This is a genomic window from Variovorax sp. KBS0712 (assembly GCF_006323185.2).
In the GTDB taxonomy this organism is placed as follows: Bacteria; Pseudomonadota; Gammaproteobacteria; order Burkholderiales; family Burkholderiaceae_C; genus Variovorax; species Variovorax boronicumulans.
The window spans coordinates 1,240,318-1,258,160 of record NZ_VCCD02000002.1; the positions used below are offsets into that span (position 1 = coordinate 1,240,318).

Here is a 17,843-nt window from a genome sequence, read left to right on the forward strand (position 1 = left end):
TTCGAGCTGCCGTGGCCCGGTCGGGCGGCAGTGTTGCGGCTGAGCGTGGTGGACTGTTGCGGGTGGTGAGCCAACACTGACAGTCGAGCAGCTGCACTGGCTGCTCGATGGCATCGACCTGGCGGTGGCGCACAAGCATTCGCAGCGCCTGCACATCGCCAGGGCCGGTGGGCTCGCGCACCTGGGGCCTTGGGTTCACGCGCGCCGACCGTTCCTCAAGGCCGAAGACGCCATCCTGAATGCCGCACGTTCACAGGACCGGGTCGCCAGGCAATGCGTGCAGCTCATTGGCAAGCTGTATGTACCGCGCCGAGGCGCTGGCCAAGGACTGGGCCCGGAACGCCGGTTGCGGCTGCGCTCGCGCTATAGCCGCGCGGTCGTGCGCGAGATCGAACGGCTGCTGCTCACGCACCTGCACCGTGTCGCGCCGTCCAGCCTGCTGGGTGAGGCGCTGCACTACCTGCACGAGCAGTGGCCCAAGCTCGTGCGCTTCCTGGACACTGACACCTGACCGCTGAACTCCAACCCGGTGGAGAACACCAGTCAGCCGTTCGTCGGCAGACGCAGCTGGCTATTCGCCGACACCGTGGGCGGCGCAAACGCAAGCGCCAACCTGTACTCGTTGATCGAGATCGCCAAGGCCAACAACATCGAGCCCTACCGCTACCTCGTCGCGCTCTTCAAGAAGCTGCGCTGGCCCAGACGGTGGACGACTACGAGGCTCTGTTGCCCTGGAACATCGTGCTCGGCGAGCTGTAGAACGCGGCTTGCGGATCGGCACCAGCGCCGCGCGCGAGGGTATGGTTGATAGACCGCTTACGCTATGACCACAAGGACGCCAACTTCATGGCCTTCCTCTGCCTGGCAGCTCCTCTGACTTGGGTGCCAGGCCGAATGTCGATTCACCCTAGTGACCTGCCGGAATGCTTCTCAGCCGCCCATTCGGTCGAGGTAAGCGCCAGAAGGCATCTGCAGGGCGCGCTTCACGCGCGCGCGCGCTTGGTCGCCGACGCCTGCACATACGCTCCTGACTCGAAGAGTTGGCGCTCGACGCGTTCGATTTGTTCAACGACTTGAGGGCCAGAGTCTGCGACGAGCTGCTCCAGCAATGCTTCCGTCAGTGCGACGCCCGCCGCAACGGATGGAAAGAACGACGAGCTGTGCACGGCAAAGAGCAAGGTGATGTCAGCCTGAAGCGCCAGAGGTGACGCACTGCTATCAGTCATCGCTATCAGCGTCGCTCCAGCCCTTTTCGCATGGTTGGCGATCTCCAGCGACTCCCGCGAGTACGGCGCAAAACTGGTCACGACGACGGCGTCGCCCTTCTCGATGGGCCTCAGCTGCAGTTCAAGGCCGGAACTCGAGCCGTCAATCAAATGAACGGAATTTCGGAATAGTCGATAGCCATAGAAAAGGGTGTAGGCCACGGGAAAACTGGCCCGAAGACCAGCGATGTGCACGCTCTTGGCCTTCCTCAGTGCCTTCACCGCGTTCCTCAGCTGCGGGCTGGCTCCTTTTTCAGTGGCGTCAATGTTGCCGTGGTGGACAGCAAACAATTCGCTGACAAGATCGTGCGTGCGGCCGCGCCGGGCGACGGTCTTGGCGCGCTGCCCATAAGAGTCATCGTGTAACCCAAGGTCTTCTGCAAACGCTGACTTGAGTTCGGACCAGCCTTCATATCCCAGTTGCTGCGCAAGTCGCACCAAGGTTGTCGGCTGTGCCCCCGCCTTCTCAGCGATGTTTCGCATCGAATTGATGACGACTTCATTGGGGTAGTCGACAATGAATCGCGCTGCGGCCTGCAGGCGCGGCGTTAGGGCTTCAAACTGCTCCAGTAGCTTTTCTCGGGCGCTCATATTCAGGGCGTTCTCCTCGTGTGAATGGAACGAATGCTACACCCACCGACGCGAAGAGTTCATCGGTTCCAGAACGGACCTCACAGCGCGACCAAAGCGCTGAGGCGACCGCTGCAGCTACCGCCCGAAGAATTGGGGGCGCCGCTTCTCGAGCATTGCGCCAACCGCTTCCAAGTGATCCTGGGTGTTGTGGCACATCCCCTGAAAGGCGGCGCACATGTCCAGGAACTCCGGAAACTCCATGCCCTGCGCACTCTTCATCAAGCGCTTCGTGAGACGCAGGCCTGTGGCGGCTTCGCCGCGATCGAATGGGCCAACTCGATAGCACGAGTCATCAGTTTTTCCGGACTCATCACGTCGAGAACGAGCCCAAGCGCCAAAGCCTCTGATGCGCTCACGGATCGCCCCGTGAAACAGAGTTCGGCGGCGCGCTGCTGTCCCACCAATCGTTGCAGGAACCAGGCGCCGCCATCGCCAGGCACGATCCCGATGTTGACGAAGCTCTCGGCCATGACTGCGACGTCGGAGGCCAGCCGGATGTCACACATGCAGGCCAGATCGAAGCCGGCGCCAATGGCTGGTCCATTGATTGCGGCTATTGTCGGCACATCGATGCGACTGAGTGCCAGGGGAATGCGTTGGATGCCGGACCGATAACGCGTCTGAACCTCGTGGACGTCACCAGCAAAGCTGCTTTGCCGGGCGAGCATGTGCTTGATGTTGCCGCCGGCTGAAAAGGCCTTCCCATTGCCCGTGATCACGAGCACTGAAACGCTCTCATCGCGATTGGTCCAGCGAACGTTCTCTTCGATGTCATCAATGAGTCGGGTTCCCGTCAGTTCGTTTCGCACGTCATCCCGATTCAGGGTGAGCGTTGCGACGCGATTGTCAATTGTGAGAAGTGCGTCGTGAAGCGTCGGTAGCTGGTTTACTTAGTTCTCCCGTGAGGTCAACGGCGGTTTCGGATCGAGCAGGATTCGTACATCAAGAACCCTGATCCCCTCTGGGTAAGCCATGACAGGGTTCAGATCCAATTCAGCGATCTCAGGAAACGCTGTGCACAGGCGGGATACGCCAAGCATCAACTGAACCAGTGCGTCCTTGTCAACGGGGCGTGAGCCTCGCACGCCATCGAGAATCTGCGAGGCACGAATTTCCCCAAGCATAGACCGCGCGTCTGTTTCGGTGAGCGGAAGCGATCGAAAGACCACATCGCGCAACACTTCCACCAACACGCCTCCCAGACCGAACATCAGGACGGGGCCGTATAACGGGTCTCGCACGACGCCGATGATGACTTCAACGCCACCAGAGGGGGCCATCGGGGTAACGAGCACACCTGCCACGTTAGGGTTCTCCTGGCCGTGCGCGCGTGCGTACGTCGTCGAATTCGCGAGGATCGTGGCATACGCACCCCGAACCGAGGACGTGTTGCTGATGTTCAGCTTGACGCCACCTGCTTCCGTCTTGTGAACGATGTCACAGGAAACGATCTTCATGGCCACGGGGACTCGACCCATCGATTCGAATGCAACGACCGCATCGTCTGCAGATGAGGCGAGCCGCGCGGCCGTAAACATCTTGACGCCGGCATCTTCCAGCGCTTGGCGCGCCTCGTGCTCCAGGACGACGTGGCGACCCTCGCGCCGGCAGTTCTCGATGACGCCTTGAAAGCTCCCGGACCGGGGCGAGACATCGTTCGCTCCAAGATTCGGGCGACGGCGAGCTTCCCCCCAAGCGGCGAGCGCCTCGAGGCACCGCACCGACAGTTCCAATGAGTCGTGCACAGGGACACCGAGTTCACGGATTATCGACAACGGTCGGGGCCGCTGGTCCGCACCGAGGCTACCGTACAAGCTGTGCACGATCACTGGCTTGCCAGACTCCGTGCAAATGCTCGCCACACGCCTGGACGTCTCGAGCTCCACCTCCGTCAGCGTGTGAGAAAAACGCACGCCATAGCCCCCAAACAATCCTGTAATCAGGAGTGCATCGACGGCTGGATCGGCCATCAGGATGGCCGCGCACTCCGCGAAGAGTGCTGGGTTTGAATCAGTTCCGCCAGCGACATCTACTGGGTTTGCGATAGTCGCAGAGGACGGCAGGATCGCACTCAGGCGCGCCTTTGTGGCATCACTCAGCGTCGCAATCTGCAGGTTCTGTTCCGAGAGGGCGTCAGCTGCGATCGTGGCATGACCGCCACCATCCGCGAGCACGGCAACCCGCCGCCCCGCCATCGGGGGCAAAAGCGACAACGTCTCGGCGAGCGAGAGGATTTCGTCCGACTTGCGCGCCAGCACGGCGCCTGCCTGCTTCAGCACTCCTTCGCTAACGGCGTAGTTACCCGCGAGTGCGCCCGTGTGAGATTGAGCTGACTTGCGCCCGGCGTTGGTGCGGCCTGACTTGTAGATGACGACAGGCTTCTCTCGCGTGATGCGTTGCAGGCTCTCGAGAAATGTCCGACCGTCTTTCAAACCCTCGATGTACGCAACGACTACCTGCGTGTTTTCATCGACACGCAGGAACTCGAGATACTCGTGGAACTGAATGTCCGACTCATTTCCGATGCCGACGTAGATCGATAAGCCGATATAGCCGTTGGCCTGGGCTTCAGTAACGAGTGACAGCGCCATATTCCCGGATTGCGACACCAAGGCTATGCCACCCCGCTTCAGATCCGAGAAGCCGACAATATTCGCCTGCGCATGAGTGTTGAAAATGCCGGACGTATTCGGACCAACAATTCGGACCCCGCATCGCACGGCTTCTTCGACCATCCGCGCCTGAAGTTCCGCGCCTCCCTCACCCGCTTCAGCAAAGCCACCGGCGAGAACGACGGCACCCTTCACACCTCTTGCTCCGCATTGAGCGATGACGTCCGGTAGCGTTCGCGCCGGCGTGCAGATGAGTGCCAAATCAATCGAATCTGGAACGTGCGCCAGAGTGGGGTATGCAATTCTGCCGAGGATCGATACTTCCCGCGGATTGACCGGGTAAATCTCCCCGGGAAATCCGTCGTCGATCAATTTCTGGATTGACCGAAAACCGCGCTTCGTAGGATCTTTTGAAGCACCGACTACCGCAATGGACTTGGGATAGAAAACTGGATACAAGGTGTTCATGTCAGTCTCCGTGGAACACAGGTGCTCGCTTTTCTGCGAACGCGTCGACCCCTTCTTGCCAGTCACGCGTTGTGCTGACAAAGGTCATGCCCTCCAGCTCTGCGCGTAAGGCCGCATCCAACGTTGACTCCGAAGCAAAGTTCAATTGCTCCTTCGCGAGTTGCATTGAGCGCGGCGCCTTAGTGGCCAGTTGACGGCAGAACTGGAGCGCAGATTCGATGAACACCTCATCGTCGAACACGCGATTCGCCAATCCGATCCGTACCGCTTCTTCGCCTCCGATACGCTCACCCAGGAAAACCAGCTCCCGCGCCTTGGCAAGGCCCACAAGCCGCGGCAGCAGCCAGGTGACGCCTCCGCCGAGAAAGTTGCCGATGCTTATCTCCGGAAGACCGATCTGCGCAGTTCTGGACATCACGATGAAGTCCGAAGCGAGCGCGATCTCAGCACCAGCGCCGAGTGCATAGCCATTGACCGCCGAGACAACTGGCTTCTTGAGTTGCAGAAGGCGCTTGCAGAGTAACTGTTCACCTTGCAGGTACTGTCGCCGGTCATACGGCGTACGACCTGCCTTGTGCTCCTTCAGGTCCGCTCCAACGCAAAAGGCGCGGCCGGCTCCGGTGAGCAGGACAACCCGCACTTCGGAATCCCGCTCGGCTTCAACGAGTGCCTCGCCGAGCTCATCGTAGAGCTGCTGCGTGACAGCGTTGAGCCGATGAGGGCGATTGAATCGGATCTGCGCGATCCCGTCGGCAACTGAAAACATGACTGTCTCGTACATCCAAACCTCCGTGTACGTCCCAGTATATGGATCAAATGCTCTGAATGCAACATTCGCGGATCAATTGGTTGATGCGCAGTTTGGGCGCGGGTCATCTGCGCACTGGAAGTGTTGCATCGCGTGATCTAGGTAGAACCACCATGCATCATACGTTTCATAACTCCATAACATGGCGCAAACGTTTGAATCAAAACATTAGTTTTTGGCTCATTTGCTTCACGCGTTCAAGCGCGCCAGAGGGGCACCTTCGCCTGTCTCTCAGGAGCGTTCCGTTAGCCAGCCATCAACTCAACATGAAAGCGCAACCAGTGGACATGAAATTGACGGACCACACGACCACGAACATCAATTCGACGAGAACATCCACCGCCACCGGCCTCGCGAGGTCGGGTTTCAAATGGAATCGTATGCACAAGTCCCTGATCGCGGTGGCGGCCATGACTTTTGCCGGCGCAGCCTTCGCTCAATCGTCGGTGACGATTTTCGGAGTCGTGGACACCAGGGTGGCGTACGGCTCGGGCAGCGTGGCGAACAAAACCCAGTTGGCCAGCTCCGGCATGAATGCCTCGCGTCTGGGCTTTCGCGGCGTAGAAGACTTGGGCGATGGCATGTCGGCTTCATTCTGGCTGGAATCGGCCGTGAACGCCGACGATGGCTCGTTTGGCACAACCAACACTAACAACCAATCCAGCGGTTCCGCTGGTGGCGGCGCAATGGTCTTCGGCAGACGCTCGACGGTGAGCTTGTCCGGCAATTGGGGGGAATTGCGTCTGGGGCGGGACTTCACTCCGCAGTTCTGGAATTTGAGCGAGTTTGATCCCTTCGGGACTACAGGCAACGGCACGACCCAGACACTCAACTCCATCATCACCGGCACAACGCAGGTCCGCGCTTCGAACAGCATCGGCTACTTCCTGCCCAAAGAGACCCTGAATGGCTTTTACGGCCAGGGCATGTACTACCTGGGTGAGAACAACAGCAATGCCGTCAACGTCGTTTGTACCTCGCCTAGAGTTCCCGCTGGCTGTGGTGTCAGCACCAAGAACGACGGCAGCGGCTGGGGCGTGCGACTCGGATTCAAAAGCGGTCCATTCGACGTCGCCGCTGCAACCAGTCGCACCACGAACGCCGCAGGCAGTCCGCGTCAGAGCAATATCGGAGGGCAATGGGACGCGGGAGTGGCGACGATCATGGCCCACTACTCACGGGACAAGGGCGTTGTGAACGGCTCGATGCGCAACGCCAAGGGTTGGCTGGTCGGCGGCTTGGTACCCGTGGGCGCCGGCGACATCCGCATCTCCTACTCTCAGTACGCGGTCAATCTGGCGCCCGCGCCCGATCGAATCACCAAGAAGTGGGCGCTGGGCTACGCATACAACCTGTCTAAGCGCACGGCTCTCTACGTCACGTACGCGCGCCTGAGCAACGGCGGCGGTGCAACACAGGCACTAAACGGCGCGACGACGGCGGCCAACGGCTCTTCGACCGGGTACGACATGGGCATTCGCCACAGGTTCTAATGAAAATGAAAATGGCTGAAGGCAATTGGGATCCCATGGAATCCAACAGTTTCGTAGACGGCGTCCGCGCAGGACTCACTCGTCGTGAACTGGCGGGGGCGCTCGCCATGTTGGCCTCCGCTATCTCCACGGGTGGATGCGCGCAATCGGGAGCATCGACCCAAGGGGCGAGCGCATCCACCACGGCGCCGTTGCACGGCATCGTCGCAGCGGGGGCGAAGCCAGCTGCCGACGCAGGCGCGGCCATACTTTCGGCAGGCGGGAATGCAGTCGATGCCATCGTCGCGACGGCAATTGCAATGGCCGTGGTCGATCCTTCGAACACTAGCATCATGGGGCGGACCCATCTCCTGGTTTTGAATGCGTCCGGTGAGTGTGACGCGATCGACGGCCGCTCCATGGTCCCGGCAGCGTGGCACGCCGGGGACAAAGCGACCGACAGGGCGGGCGTTGTTCCGGTGGGAGGCAACCCACGGAGCTTTGAACATGCCCTGCAGCGATTTGGCCGTCTGACGATGGAACAAGTTTGCGCGCCGGCCATCCGTTTGGCGCGCGATGGCTTCGAGGTGCCTTCGAACTTGGCACGGGTCTGGTCTCGCCGGGTTCCGGTCCTGCAGCGCAACCCCGTGGCGGCGAAGCTCTTCCTCAAAGAGGGCGGCCTGCCGTACAGAGAGGGGGAAGTCTTCCGACAACCGGAATTGGCTGCATCCCTGTCTCTCTATGCGAAGGGTGGCGCGGATCGATTTCTGAATCAGGCACTGACTCGCGACTTAGCACTGTTGCAGGCAGCGGGAAGCAAGCTGACCACGGAAGACTTTCTGGCGTATCGTCCCATCGACGCCGAATACATCCACACTCGGTACCGCGGATGGGATGTCTGGACCATCGGCAGACAAGGCTACGGTTTCCTTGTGGCGCAGACGCTGGAACTTCTTCAGGCGTACGACCTCCGATTGATGAGTGCCGCCGATCGGTGGGCAACCATGCTCGTGGCTCAACAAGTGGCCTTCAAGGGCCAGCGCGATGAAGCTTTGGGATCGAACGCTTCGTCACTTCTGGATCGCAATCGCATCCAAATGCTCGCCCAACGTGTTCGGGCGATTTTGCAGTCGAGCAATGCTTCGGGCCTGTTCGAGCTTCCACCAACCAAACCTGGCATACCTCAGGACACGACTCACATCTCTGTCGTGGACGCGCAAGGCATGGTCGCTTCGATGACGGAATCCATCGGACCGCACTTCGGAACGGGATTCGCGTCGCCTAACGGCTACTTGTTCGCACACAGCTACCAAATGGCAAGTGGCCAGCCCGACCCGGACGGCCGTGACGTCACATCGATGCTGCCGACCATTCTGCGATCGCCCGATGGGACGCTGGTTGCCTTGGGAGCCGCAGGGGCCGACAAGATCCGCGGGGCGGTCTTGCGCGCCATTGTCAACACCGTCGATCTCGGCATGACCGCGCAGCAAGCCGTTGCCGAACCCGCCTGCGTCATCCACAACGGCTATGTGCAGGCTTCGCGGGAACTCGACCCATCAGTGCGGATGCACTTGCAACGAATAGGTGTCACTCCTCGAATGGTAGGACGAAGCGACGGTGATCATTTCGGCGTCCTGCACGTCGCGAAGCGCCATGCCGACGGAAGCTTTTCGGGGGGGGCGGACACCTACTGGGATGGTGGAACAGCGCTCGTTTGATCCCACCACTGCAGCCGCAGCTTCACGGCCCTGGTTAAGAGCTACGGACCGCGCCAGGAGTTCATCACGCCGGAACGTCTATTGATTCCGACGCGAGCTGATTCGTTTTCACATCTGCCGCAGGCGCAGCGGCGATTGAATCTTCTGCTCTTTCGTAGATTGCGACCGGCGCTTGCGTGCCGCCAGCTTGCGGCGATGGCGACCACCTTGCCCTTGAAACTGTCATGCGATCCGATATCGATCAACAACGGCAGGATCCGGATCGATTCCAAGCCCAGGCGCGGAGGGAACAGGCACATGGCCGTTTACCGGCACTGTCGCTCCTCCAAAAGATCTTCCTCGAAATCGCAGTAGAGCCTTTCAAAGATCGGTGTCGAGCGCGTAGCTGCATTGAGATGCAATGTCGCAAGCTGCCCCGGCCCAAAAAGCGCGAAATGAGGGAAAAACTCGATACCCTCGGCTTCACACAGCGCCCGCACCTTCACCAGTTCAGTATTGGTGCGCCCCCCCCGCAGGGTGATGCAACAACGCCGTGCAGGTCCAATGCCTTGCAAAGACGCCGACCAATGCAATGGCTTCAAGCACCGCTCCACCATCGAATCAACGACAGTCCCGGAGAAAGGCCGTCCCAGCGGCTCAAGGCTGAGCAGGCAGCACACGCAGGGACTCAGTCGCCCAGCATGAGATGGTCGCGGTCGGACTTGAACGTCACATCAGTCGGCAACCGATGAAGCTCACGCGCTGCCCTACGCGCAAGTCCTGCTTCCAGTTGATCTCCTGCGGCGGTATCAGCAGCTCCGCAGACAGTGCCTGCGGAATTGGCCACCGGTGACTGCAGCGCCTCCGGAGATCCATCACCAATAGGGCTTCCACGCCGGCCATCGCGTGAGCTGCTCACAGAATGAATTTTCCACATAAGAACGAACGGATTCGTTCGTTAGATTTCAACGAGGCGGCTACTACGCTCTGAGCCCTCTTGTGGTGAACGCAGAACTTCTCTGTGAGCCGCTCACGGAGAAGTTCTGAGCCCATGCCCTCGCCCTTCACCCTTCCATTGCGCTCCGAGCCCGCCCCTTCCCAGGAAGGAGACAGCCAGGGCGCAGCCGCCTACGCGCTGATCCGCCGCGACATCCTGTCCTGCCGGCTGATGCCGGGCGTGACCGTGACGGAAGCCGAGCTGATGGACAGCTACACATTGGGCAAGAACAGCTGCCGCATCGCGCTCACGCGGTTGACCCACGAGCGACTAGTCCGTTCGCGACCCCGCAAAGGCTTCCAGATCGCCCCGATCACGGTGAAGGATGTCGAGGAGGTCTTCGCCCTGCGAGCGCAGCTCGAACCGATGGCCGCAAGGCTCGCCGTGGGCCGCGTCGACACGCAGTTGCTCCACCGACTCGAAGCCGCCTGCCGCGTCGAGCATGTGGCACCGCTGCACGAACGCATCGACGTGTTCATGGACGCCAACAAGCAGTTCCACCTGGCCATCGCCGCCGCCGCCGGCAACGACCGCCTGCTGCGCACGCTGTCCTCTCTGATGGACGAGATGTCTCGGCTGGTGGCCTTGGGCTTCAATGTACAGCGCGTCAAGCCCGAGATTAAGCACGACCACAACGCAATGATCCAGGCCTTCGACGAAGGTGACGGCAAGCGGGCCGAGCTCATCGCGCGCAGGCACATCGAGACCTTCCAGGCGCAGACGCTGGAGAAGGTGTATGCCAGTCTGTCGCAGGCGGGCGCCTACCTTCCCTTTCAGGCCGCGAGGAAGGCGCCGTGAGCGCGCTTGTACGGGACGAGGCCCCGGCGCTGGAAGCCAGGGGCATCGGCAAGCGCTACGGCCGCCTCGACGTGCTCGCCGGTATCGACCTCGCGGTGTATCCGGGCGAAGTGCTCGCGCTGGTCGGACCTTCGGGCTGCGGCAAGAGCTCGCTGCTCAACATCCTCTCCGGCCTCCTGCCACCCGACGCTGGCACCCTGGCCATCGCGGGTGTTCCTGCCAAGAGTTTCAGGCACTGGGAGCGCATCGCCTACATGTTCCAGGAAGACCGGTTGCTGCCCTGGCGCAGCGTACGCGACAACGTCGCCTTCGGCCTCGAGGCCACGCAAGCGAACGGCGCCGAGCGCCTGCGCCGCGCCAGCGAGGCCCTGCGCAAGGTCGGTCTGGAAGCGGTGGCCGATGCCTGGCCACACGAACTGTCCGGCGGCATGCGCAGCCGAGTGGCGCTCGCGCGCAGCCTGGCGGTGCAGCCCTCGGTGCTACTGATGGATGAACCCTTCTCGAAGCTCGATCCGCAAACCCGCTCGCAGATGCACTCGGAATTGCTTCGCCTCCAACGTGGCAGCGGCGCGACGGTCGTCTTCGTCACCCACGACATGGAAGAAGCTGTGGTGCTGGCGGACCGCATCGTGCGGCTCGCGCCGAACCCTGGCCGTATCGTGGAGGTCGTGGACCTCACCGGGCTGACGCGTCCGCGCGTGCCGGTCGACCCCGCAGTCACGGAGCAGATCCGGCTGCTGAGGATGCGGGGATGAGCTCTACCTTCCCTAGGCGCTTCCTGACGCTGCTCGCACAGCGCCTGCTGCTGGCTGGCGTGATCCTGCTGGCCTGGTGGTGGGGCGCGCAGCACCTGCCCTCCTTCGTGCTTCCAGGGCCGGACAAGGTAACGCAGGCGCTGTTCGCGCTCTGGAACAGCGAGACCTTCGGCCGGGACGTCGTCGCCACCTGCCGGCGCGTGCTGCTGGGCTTTGGCATCGCAACGGTCGTCGGCACGCTGCTGGGCCTAGCCCTCGGCGCAAGCCGGGCGCTGGCGCGCTTCTTCGAGCCCTTGCTGGCCGTCTTCAACACGGTGTCCTCCGCCATCTGGGCGATCTTCGCAATCATCTGGTTCGGCATCTCGGACGCGACCACCGTTTTCGTGGTGTTCATGACGGCGATGCCCTTGATCCTTACCAGCGTCTGGCAAGGTGCGCAGACAGTGGAGCCGCAGTACGTGGACCTGGCGCGCAGCTTCCGCATGTCGCGCGCGCAGGTGCTGCGCAAGATCTACGGGCCGAGCATCTTGCCGCACTTCTTTTCCGGCGCGCGCTTGGCCTTCGGTTTCGGTTGGCGCGTCTCCCTCGTGGCCGAGACCATCGGCTCCTCGGACGGCATCGGCTACCGGCTGCGCCAGGCCGCCGACCTGGTGCAGACCGATCAGGTCTTCGCGTGGACCGTGCTGCTGGTCGCGCTGATGCTGGTGATTGAAGGCGGGCTGCTCAAGCCCGCCGAACGCTGGCTGTTCCGCTGGAAATCCGCCTCGAAGGGGTCGCGCTCCGCCGTGCCTTCGCCTTCTTCTCCTGCTTCCTCCCCCTCCCCGGTCCCAAGTTCTCAAGGATGAATCCCATGCGCAAGCTCTTCGCCGCGACCCTGCTCGCGGCGGCCACACTCACCTCCTTCGCGGCCCAGGCCGCCGACAAGGTCCGCATCGGCTACTGGACCAGTGGCGTCAGCCTCGGCTACGGTGCGGTGCTGGAGTCGAAGGATTTCCTCGCCAGGCGCGGCATCGATGCCGAGTTCGTACATTTCCCAGACGTCAACGCGCCGCTGCGCGCGCTCGCCTCGGGCTCCATCGACCTCGCCTTTGGCGCGCCGCTGGCCGGCGTGTTCGGCACGGCCGCGACTGGAGTGCCCGTGCGCATCTTTGCGGCCACGCAGCCGGCCGACGTGCAGTTCGTGGTGCCGGAGGACTCGCCCATCCGCTCCATCGCCGAATTCAAGGGCAAGAAGATCGGCATGTCGCCCGCGGGTTCGTCGGTGGCGGTGATCGCCGGCGCGGTGCTGGCCGGCAACTACCAGATCAAGCCCAACGAGTTCTCGCTGGTCGGCGGCAACGAGTCGCGGCTCGCCCAGTTCCTGGCGCAAAAGCAGGTCGACGGCGCGGCACTGCGCTCGGTCACCGTGGCGCAGCTGGGTGGCGAGCTCAAGCTGCGGCGCCTCGGCAGCTTCGCGGATGAGTGGAAGAAGCTCACGCGCTCGGACGCCCTGCCCTACATCGGCGTCGGCGCCGTGCGCGCGGAACTGGTGGACAAGCAGCCCGAGGTGGTCGCACGCGTCATCGCCGCCTTGCGCGACACCCTGGCCTGGGGCAACACGCACCGCGACGAGGTGGTGCAGATCCTCCAGAAGAAGGCCAACCTCCCGGCCGAAGACGCGCGGGCCTACGTCGCACTTTGGAACGCGATGAACCGCGTCGGCCTCGAGCCGGAGGACATCGCGACCCTGCGACGCGAGCATGCCGTCTTCGTCGAGTCCGGCCTGGTGAAGGGCGAACTCAAGGACGAGCTTTTCATCACCGCGCCCTATGAACAGTCGAAGACGCTGAAGTAAGCGACCTCGTCAGCCACCTCGCCCGACACAGCCATTCAACCAAGGAACCTTTCATGAGCAACCCCACCACCATGCGTGCTCTCGTGCTCGACGCGCACGGCGCCCTCGACCAACTGCGCGTCGTCACCGACAGACCGGTACCCCGCGCCCAGGCCGGCCACGTGGTCGTGCGCGTCGGTGCCTCGTCCTTCAACTACCACGACGTCTTCACCGTTCAGGGCATGCCCGGCATCAAGGTGCCGCTGCCGGTGGTCATCGGCCTGGACCTGGCAGGCACGATCACCGAGGTGGGCGACGGCGTCTCCGACTGGGCGCCTGGCGATCGCGTGCTGGTCAACCCGCTCAAGCCCGGCGTCGGCCTGATGGGCGAGATGATCGATGGCGGCATGGCCGAGTACGCGCTAGCCGATGCATCGCAGCTGATCGCGCTGCCCGACGAGGTGAGCTTCGAGCAGGCCGCGGCACTGCCGGTGGCCTACGGCACAGCGCATCGCATGCTGTTCACCCACCGCACCGTCAAGGCCGGGGACAAGGTGCTGGTGCTGGGCGCAAGCGGCGGCGTTGGCACAGCCACCGTGCTGCTGGCCAAGCTGCTCGGCGCGGAGGTGATCGCCGCCGCCGGCAGCGATGAGAAGGCGCAGCGCCTGCTCGCGCTGGGCGCGGACCACGTCGTCAACTACCGCGAGACCGATTTCTCCAAGTGGGTCATCGCGAAGTACGGCAAGCCGCAGCGGCGCACCCACGAAGGCGGTGTCGACGTGGTCGTCAATTTCACCGGCGGCGACACCTGGCTGCCCTCCATCAAGAGCCTGAAGCGTGGCGGCACCCTGCTCGTGTGCGGTGCCACCGCGGGCCACGACCCGCGCGAGGACCTGCGCTATGTCTGGAGCTTCGAACTCAATATCAAGGGCTCGAACAGCTTCTACGAAGACAACCTCAAGGCCCTGCTCGCGCTGGTGGCCGAAGGCCGGCTCGACCCCGTCATCGACCGGGTGCTGCCGCTGGAGCGGGCTGCCGAAGGCCTGGCTCTGATCCGCGATCGCGCTGTGCTCGGCAAGGTCGTCGTCGCGCCATGAGTCACCCCAATTGCGGCTTCCTTTCCCTCTTTCTCCGGACCCAACAATGACCGACACCGCATCCCCCGCGCTCCCCAGTGCCGAAGACATTCAGGCCCGTCTACAGCGCGGCCCCTACCACCAATGGCTGGGCCTTCAGGTCCAGTCCGTTGCGCATGGCGAAATCGCCCTGACAGCGAAGTTCCGCGACGAATGGGTGGTCAATCCCGAAGGCGGCTACATCCATGGCGGCATCCTCGCCGCGCTGGTGGACCTGACGGCCGACTGGGCACTGGTCTCGCACACCGGCAAGGGCGTGCCGACCATCGATCTGCGCGTCGACTACCACCGCGCCGCGCGCGGCGACCTGCGCGCGACCGGCAAGGTGATCAAGCTTGGCCGGCAGTTCTCGGTGGCCGAGGCCCAGGTGTTCGACGGCGAAGGCCAACTGGTGGCGAGCGGGCGCGGTGTGTATGCGACGCCGGCGCCGGCCAAGACCTGAGCCGCGCATGCCAGGGAGCTCCCTCGACCACCTGGTCGTCAACACCCGCTTCGAGACCAACGCCGCGCAGGCCCTGTTCGCAGACTTGGGCTTCACGCTGACGCCACGCGGCCACCACACCCTGGGCTCGATCAACCACCTCGTGGTCTTTCCCCAGGCCTACCTGGAACTGATCGGACTGCCGCAAGGCGGCGGCCGGCTGCGACAGGAGATCCTCGACAGCCCGGTTGGCATCGACGGTCTCGTGCTGGCCAGCCGCGATGCCGAGGCCTCGCACGCGGCGCTGGCCGCCGCCGGCTTCGCCGTGTCGCCTGTGCAGCACTTCTCGCGGCCGGTGGAGATCGACGGCCAGACGCACGACGCACGCTTCTCGACCGTGCGCCTGCTGCCGGGGCAGTTGCCCGCCGGCCGCGTCTACGTCTGCCAGCACCATACGCCGGAGCTCTTGTGGCGGCCCGAATGGACCGCTCATGCCAACGGTGTGCGCGGCATCGCCGGCCTGGCCATCGTCGGGCCCGCGCCGCTGCGGCTGCGCGGCGACTACGCCCGGCTCGGACCGTTGACGCCGGACTTCTCGACGGATTTCCTGGACCGCGCCGAGTTCGACGCGCGCTACGGCGCGCTGGCGTCGTTCTTGCCAGCGCGCGAAGACTTCTTCGGCGCGATTCGCCTCGCGGGTGGGGACCCGGCTGCGATGGCGGCCCGGGCCACGGCGATGGCGCTGCCGGCCGCGCAGACCCGCGACGGCCTGGCCATCGCGCTACCCCGCTTTCACACCGTGCTGGAGTTCAGCGCGTGAGCATCGAAGAAAGCCTCAACCTCGGCTGCGTGATCGACAGCGCCGCCGACCCGGAACGCGTGGCCTTCATCGGGCTCGACGCGGCCGGCCGCGCCACCGAGCACCGCTTCGGCGACATCGACGACCGCGCCAATGCCGTCGCCCGCGCCTTGCTAGCGCAGGGCCATGCGCCACAGGAGCGCATCGCGCTGTTGGCGGCCAACTCGGTCGACTACGTGGTCTCGCTCCTGGGCATCCTGCGGGCCGGGCTGGTCGCGGTGCCGGTCAATTTCAAGCTGCCGGCCCCGCTGATCACCTTCGTGCTACGGGACAGCGGCGCACAGCTGGTGCTGTGCGATGCCGAACGCAGGGCCCAGGTGCCCGAGGGACTGCCGGCGCTGGTCTTCGGCACGCAGGCCTTCGACGCGTGGCGCGCTCCCGGCGCACTAGCGCCGCACGTGTCGGTACCGCATGTCCCGGCGCCCGAAGATCTGGCCCTGCTGCTCTACACCTCTGGCTCCACCGGACAGCCCAAGGGGGTGCGGCTGAGCCACGCGAGCCATCGCTGGGTGGTGCGGACGCGCCGCGCGGCGACGCCACTGGCCGGCGAGCGCGTGCTCGTCGCGGCGCCGCTGTATCACATGAACGCGCTCGCGCTGGTGCTGCTCACCATGGCATCCCATACCACGAGCGTGCTGCTGCCGCAGTTCAACACGACAGCCTACATCGGCGCCATCGACCGCTACCACTGCACCTGGCTCACAGCAGTGCCGCCGATGATCGCGATGATGCTGCGCGAACGGAGCGCTCTCGCGGCGGCCGACCTGTCCTCGGTGCGCGTCGTGCGCATGGGGTCCGCGCCAATCAGTCCCGGTCTGCTGGAGCAGATCCGCAGCCTTCTGCCCAACGCGCGCATCATCAACGCCTACGGCACCACCGAAGGCGGCCCGGTCGTCTTCGGCCCACATCCCCTGGGCCTGCCCACGCCACCACTCGCGGTCGGCTTTCCGCATCCGCAGGTGGAGGTACGGCTGGCCGACGACGCGGGGGCAGAACGCGACGAGGGCGTGCTGGAGATCCGCAGCCCCGGCCTGATGCAGGGCTACCACCAGCGGTTCGATCTCTCGCCCTTCACCGCGGACGGCTTCTACATCACCGGCGACGTTTTCCGGCGCGACGACGAGGGCTTCTACACCTTCGTCGGGCGGCGCGACGACATGTTCGTGAGCGGCGGCGAGAACCTCTACCCCGGAGAGATAGAGAAGGTGCTGGAACGCCATCCGGCCGTGCAGCAAGCCAGCATCGTTGCGCTGCCGGACGAGATCAAGGGCACCAAGCCGGTCGCCTTCGTCGTGCCGCGCGCGGGCGTTGCGGCGGTGAACGAGGAGACGCTCAAAGCGTTCTCGCTGCAGCACCTCGCGGCCTACCAGCACCCGCGCCGTATCTGGTTCACGGAGAGCCTGCCGCTGGCCGCTACCCAGAAGATCGACCGCGCCGCGCTGGTGCGGGAGGCTCTGCGCCGCAGCAGCGCCACGCAAGCGGCGCCCATCGATATGCCATTCGCATCCGACCATGGGAAACCATGACGCATCCATCCATCCGCTCCTCGGCCCTGCCAGCCACGCTCTTCGCCGGCATGCTGCTGGCCGCCACACCGAGCCACGCGCTCGACGAGGTCACCGTCGCCCTCGCGATCCCGTCCACCATGCATGACGACGCGTCCTACGCCGCGGCCCAAGCCTGGGCTCCTACAAGGAGCCCAATCTGGCGGTGACGATCATCGTAGTCTAGGGCGCTGGCGCGCGGCCCCGTAGATCGCCGACAAGCGCAGGCCTTCGGCTATCCGACCTGCGAGCCCGTAATGGCTGGCTATTTCTCCGGCAAGGCGCCTTGCCGCTGCGCTATTTCTACAACGGCGTGCCAGCGACCACAATGGAGTTCAGCTGAGCAGCGGCTTCCAGGCGCTTCGCACCGGCCGCGTCGATGCACTCAACTTCCATCGCAGTTTGGACTAGTCACAGGAACGCAGGCTGTAGTTGCGTTTCACCACGCTCAGTCAACCCTCCAGTCGTTCCGACCGAATACCAACAGGCAACTGCTGTCAAAGAGTGAGAGGCTTGGTGGCGGCACGCCGGTCCCGCCACCTGCGCCGTGCCCGTGCCCGTGCCG

Annotated in this window: 17 protein-coding genes and 1 pseudogene; 13 read left to right on the top strand and 5 right to left on the bottom strand. The window is 63.7% G+C overall.

Translation table 11 applies throughout. The annotated features are described in order from the left end of the window. Positions 1 to 124 precede the first annotated feature (124 nt). Together FFI97_RS22745 and FFI97_RS34455 are read left to right on the top strand one after the other, a co-directional pair. Positions 125 to 511: a transposase gene (locus FFI97_RS22745; RefSeq protein ID WP_185993687.1), complete on the top strand. Its 387-nt coding sequence runs from the start codon at positions 125 to 127 to the stop codon at positions 509 to 511. Between the two features lie 36 nt (positions 512 to 547). Beyond that, positions 548 to 691 (top strand): annotated as a pseudogene (locus FFI97_RS34455) (IS66 family transposase); the annotation flags it as partial. 292 nt (positions 692 to 983) lie between these two features. Here FFI97_RS34455 and FFI97_RS22755 read toward each other — a convergent pair. From FFI97_RS22755 to FFI97_RS22770, 4 genes are all read right to left on the bottom strand, one after another. Next, positions 984 to 1,856: a MurR/RpiR family transcriptional regulator gene (locus tag FFI97_RS22755; protein WP_139701198.1), complete on the bottom strand. Its 873-nt coding sequence runs from the start codon at positions 1,854 to 1,856 to the stop codon at positions 984 to 986. A gap of 260 nt (positions 1,857 to 2,116) precedes the next feature. Beyond that, complete coding sequence (locus tag FFI97_RS22760; protein WP_313906289.1) at positions 2,117 to 2,707, bottom strand: enoyl-CoA hydratase-related protein; 591 nt, start codon at positions 2,705 to 2,707, stop codon at positions 2,117 to 2,119. Between the two features lie 81 nt (positions 2,708 to 2,788). Beyond that, the gene (locus FFI97_RS22765; RefSeq protein ID WP_139701197.1) at positions 2,789 to 4,978 is read right to left on the bottom strand and encodes an acetate--CoA ligase family protein; all 2,190 of its coding nucleotides are present in this window, start codon (positions 4,976 to 4,978) and stop codon (positions 2,789 to 2,791) included. 1 nt (position 4,979) lies between these two features. Further along, positions 4,980 to 5,759, bottom strand: a complete 780-nt coding sequence (locus FFI97_RS22770; protein WP_139701196.1) for an enoyl-CoA hydratase/isomerase family protein — start codon at positions 5,757 to 5,759, stop codon at positions 4,980 to 4,982. Between the two features lie 407 nt (positions 5,760 to 6,166). Here FFI97_RS22770 and FFI97_RS22775 point away from each other — a divergent pair, with 407 nt between their 5' ends. Then, positions 6,167 to 7,279, top strand: coding sequence for a porin (locus tag FFI97_RS22775; RefSeq protein ID WP_139701387.1), 1,113 nt, complete (start codon positions 6,167 to 6,169; stop codon positions 7,277 to 7,279). Continuing rightward, entirely contained in the window at positions 7,279 to 8,976 is a 1,698-nt protein-coding gene (locus tag FFI97_RS22780) for a gamma-glutamyltransferase (RefSeq protein WP_139701195.1), read from the top strand. Before FFI97_RS22775 ends, FFI97_RS22780 begins: the two co-directional genes overlap by 1 nt. 305 nt (positions 8,977 to 9,281) lie before the next feature. On the opposite strand, the gene FFI97_RS22785 is transcribed toward FFI97_RS22780, so the two are convergent. Beyond that, on the bottom strand, positions 9,282 to 9,557 hold the full coding sequence (locus FFI97_RS22785; protein ID WP_139701194.1) for an enolase C-terminal domain-like protein: 276 nt from the start codon (positions 9,555 to 9,557) through the stop codon (positions 9,282 to 9,284). 449 nt (positions 9,558 to 10,006) lie between these two features. Here FFI97_RS22785 and FFI97_RS22790 point away from each other — a divergent pair, with 449 nt between their 5' ends. The 9 genes from FFI97_RS22790 to FFI97_RS22830 all read left to right on the top strand — a co-directional run bounded on the left by FFI97_RS22790 (position 10,007) and on the right by FFI97_RS22830 (position 17,448). Next, positions 10,007 to 10,750 (top strand): GntR family transcriptional regulator, encoded by a 744-nt coding sequence (locus FFI97_RS22790; protein WP_139701193.1) that lies wholly within the window; start codon positions 10,007 to 10,009, stop codon positions 10,748 to 10,750. Continuing rightward, on the top strand, positions 10,747 to 11,505 hold the full coding sequence (locus FFI97_RS22795; protein WP_139701192.1) for an ABC transporter ATP-binding protein: 759 nt from the start codon (positions 10,747 to 10,749) through the stop codon (positions 11,503 to 11,505). Before FFI97_RS22790 ends, FFI97_RS22795 begins: the two co-directional genes overlap by 4 nt. Then, positions 11,502 to 12,350, top strand: a complete 849-nt coding sequence (locus FFI97_RS22800) for an ABC transporter permease (RefSeq protein WP_139701191.1) — start codon at positions 11,502 to 11,504, stop codon at positions 12,348 to 12,350. Before FFI97_RS22795 ends, FFI97_RS22800 begins: the two co-directional genes overlap by 4 nt. A 5-nt stretch (positions 12,351 to 12,355) precedes the next feature. Further along, positions 12,356 to 13,339, top strand: a complete 984-nt coding sequence (locus FFI97_RS22805; RefSeq protein WP_139701190.1) for an ABC transporter substrate-binding protein — start codon at positions 12,356 to 12,358, stop codon at positions 13,337 to 13,339. A 71-nt stretch (positions 13,340 to 13,410) separates the two neighbouring features. Further along, entirely contained in the window at positions 13,411 to 14,415 is a 1,005-nt protein-coding gene (locus tag FFI97_RS22810) for a zinc-binding dehydrogenase (protein WP_221937718.1), read from the top strand. A 46-nt stretch (positions 14,416 to 14,461) separates the two neighbouring features. Then, positions 14,462 to 14,896, top strand: a complete 435-nt coding sequence (locus FFI97_RS22815; RefSeq protein WP_139701188.1) for a PaaI family thioesterase — start codon at positions 14,462 to 14,464, stop codon at positions 14,894 to 14,896. Between the two features lie 7 nt (positions 14,897 to 14,903). Further along, on the top strand, positions 14,904 to 15,695 hold the full coding sequence (locus FFI97_RS22820; protein ID WP_139701187.1) for a VOC family protein: 792 nt from the start codon (positions 14,904 to 14,906) through the stop codon (positions 15,693 to 15,695). After that, positions 15,692 to 17,260 (top strand): class I adenylate-forming enzyme family protein, encoded by a 1,569-nt coding sequence (locus tag FFI97_RS22825; RefSeq protein WP_139701186.1) that lies wholly within the window; start codon positions 15,692 to 15,694, stop codon positions 17,258 to 17,260. Before FFI97_RS22820 ends, FFI97_RS22825 begins: the two co-directional genes overlap by 4 nt. After that, entirely contained in the window at positions 17,257 to 17,448 is a 192-nt protein-coding gene (locus FFI97_RS22830) for a hypothetical protein (protein WP_139701185.1), read from the top strand. Before FFI97_RS22825 ends, FFI97_RS22830 begins: the two co-directional genes overlap by 4 nt. The last annotated feature ends 395 nt before the right edge of the window (positions 17,449 to 17,843 follow it).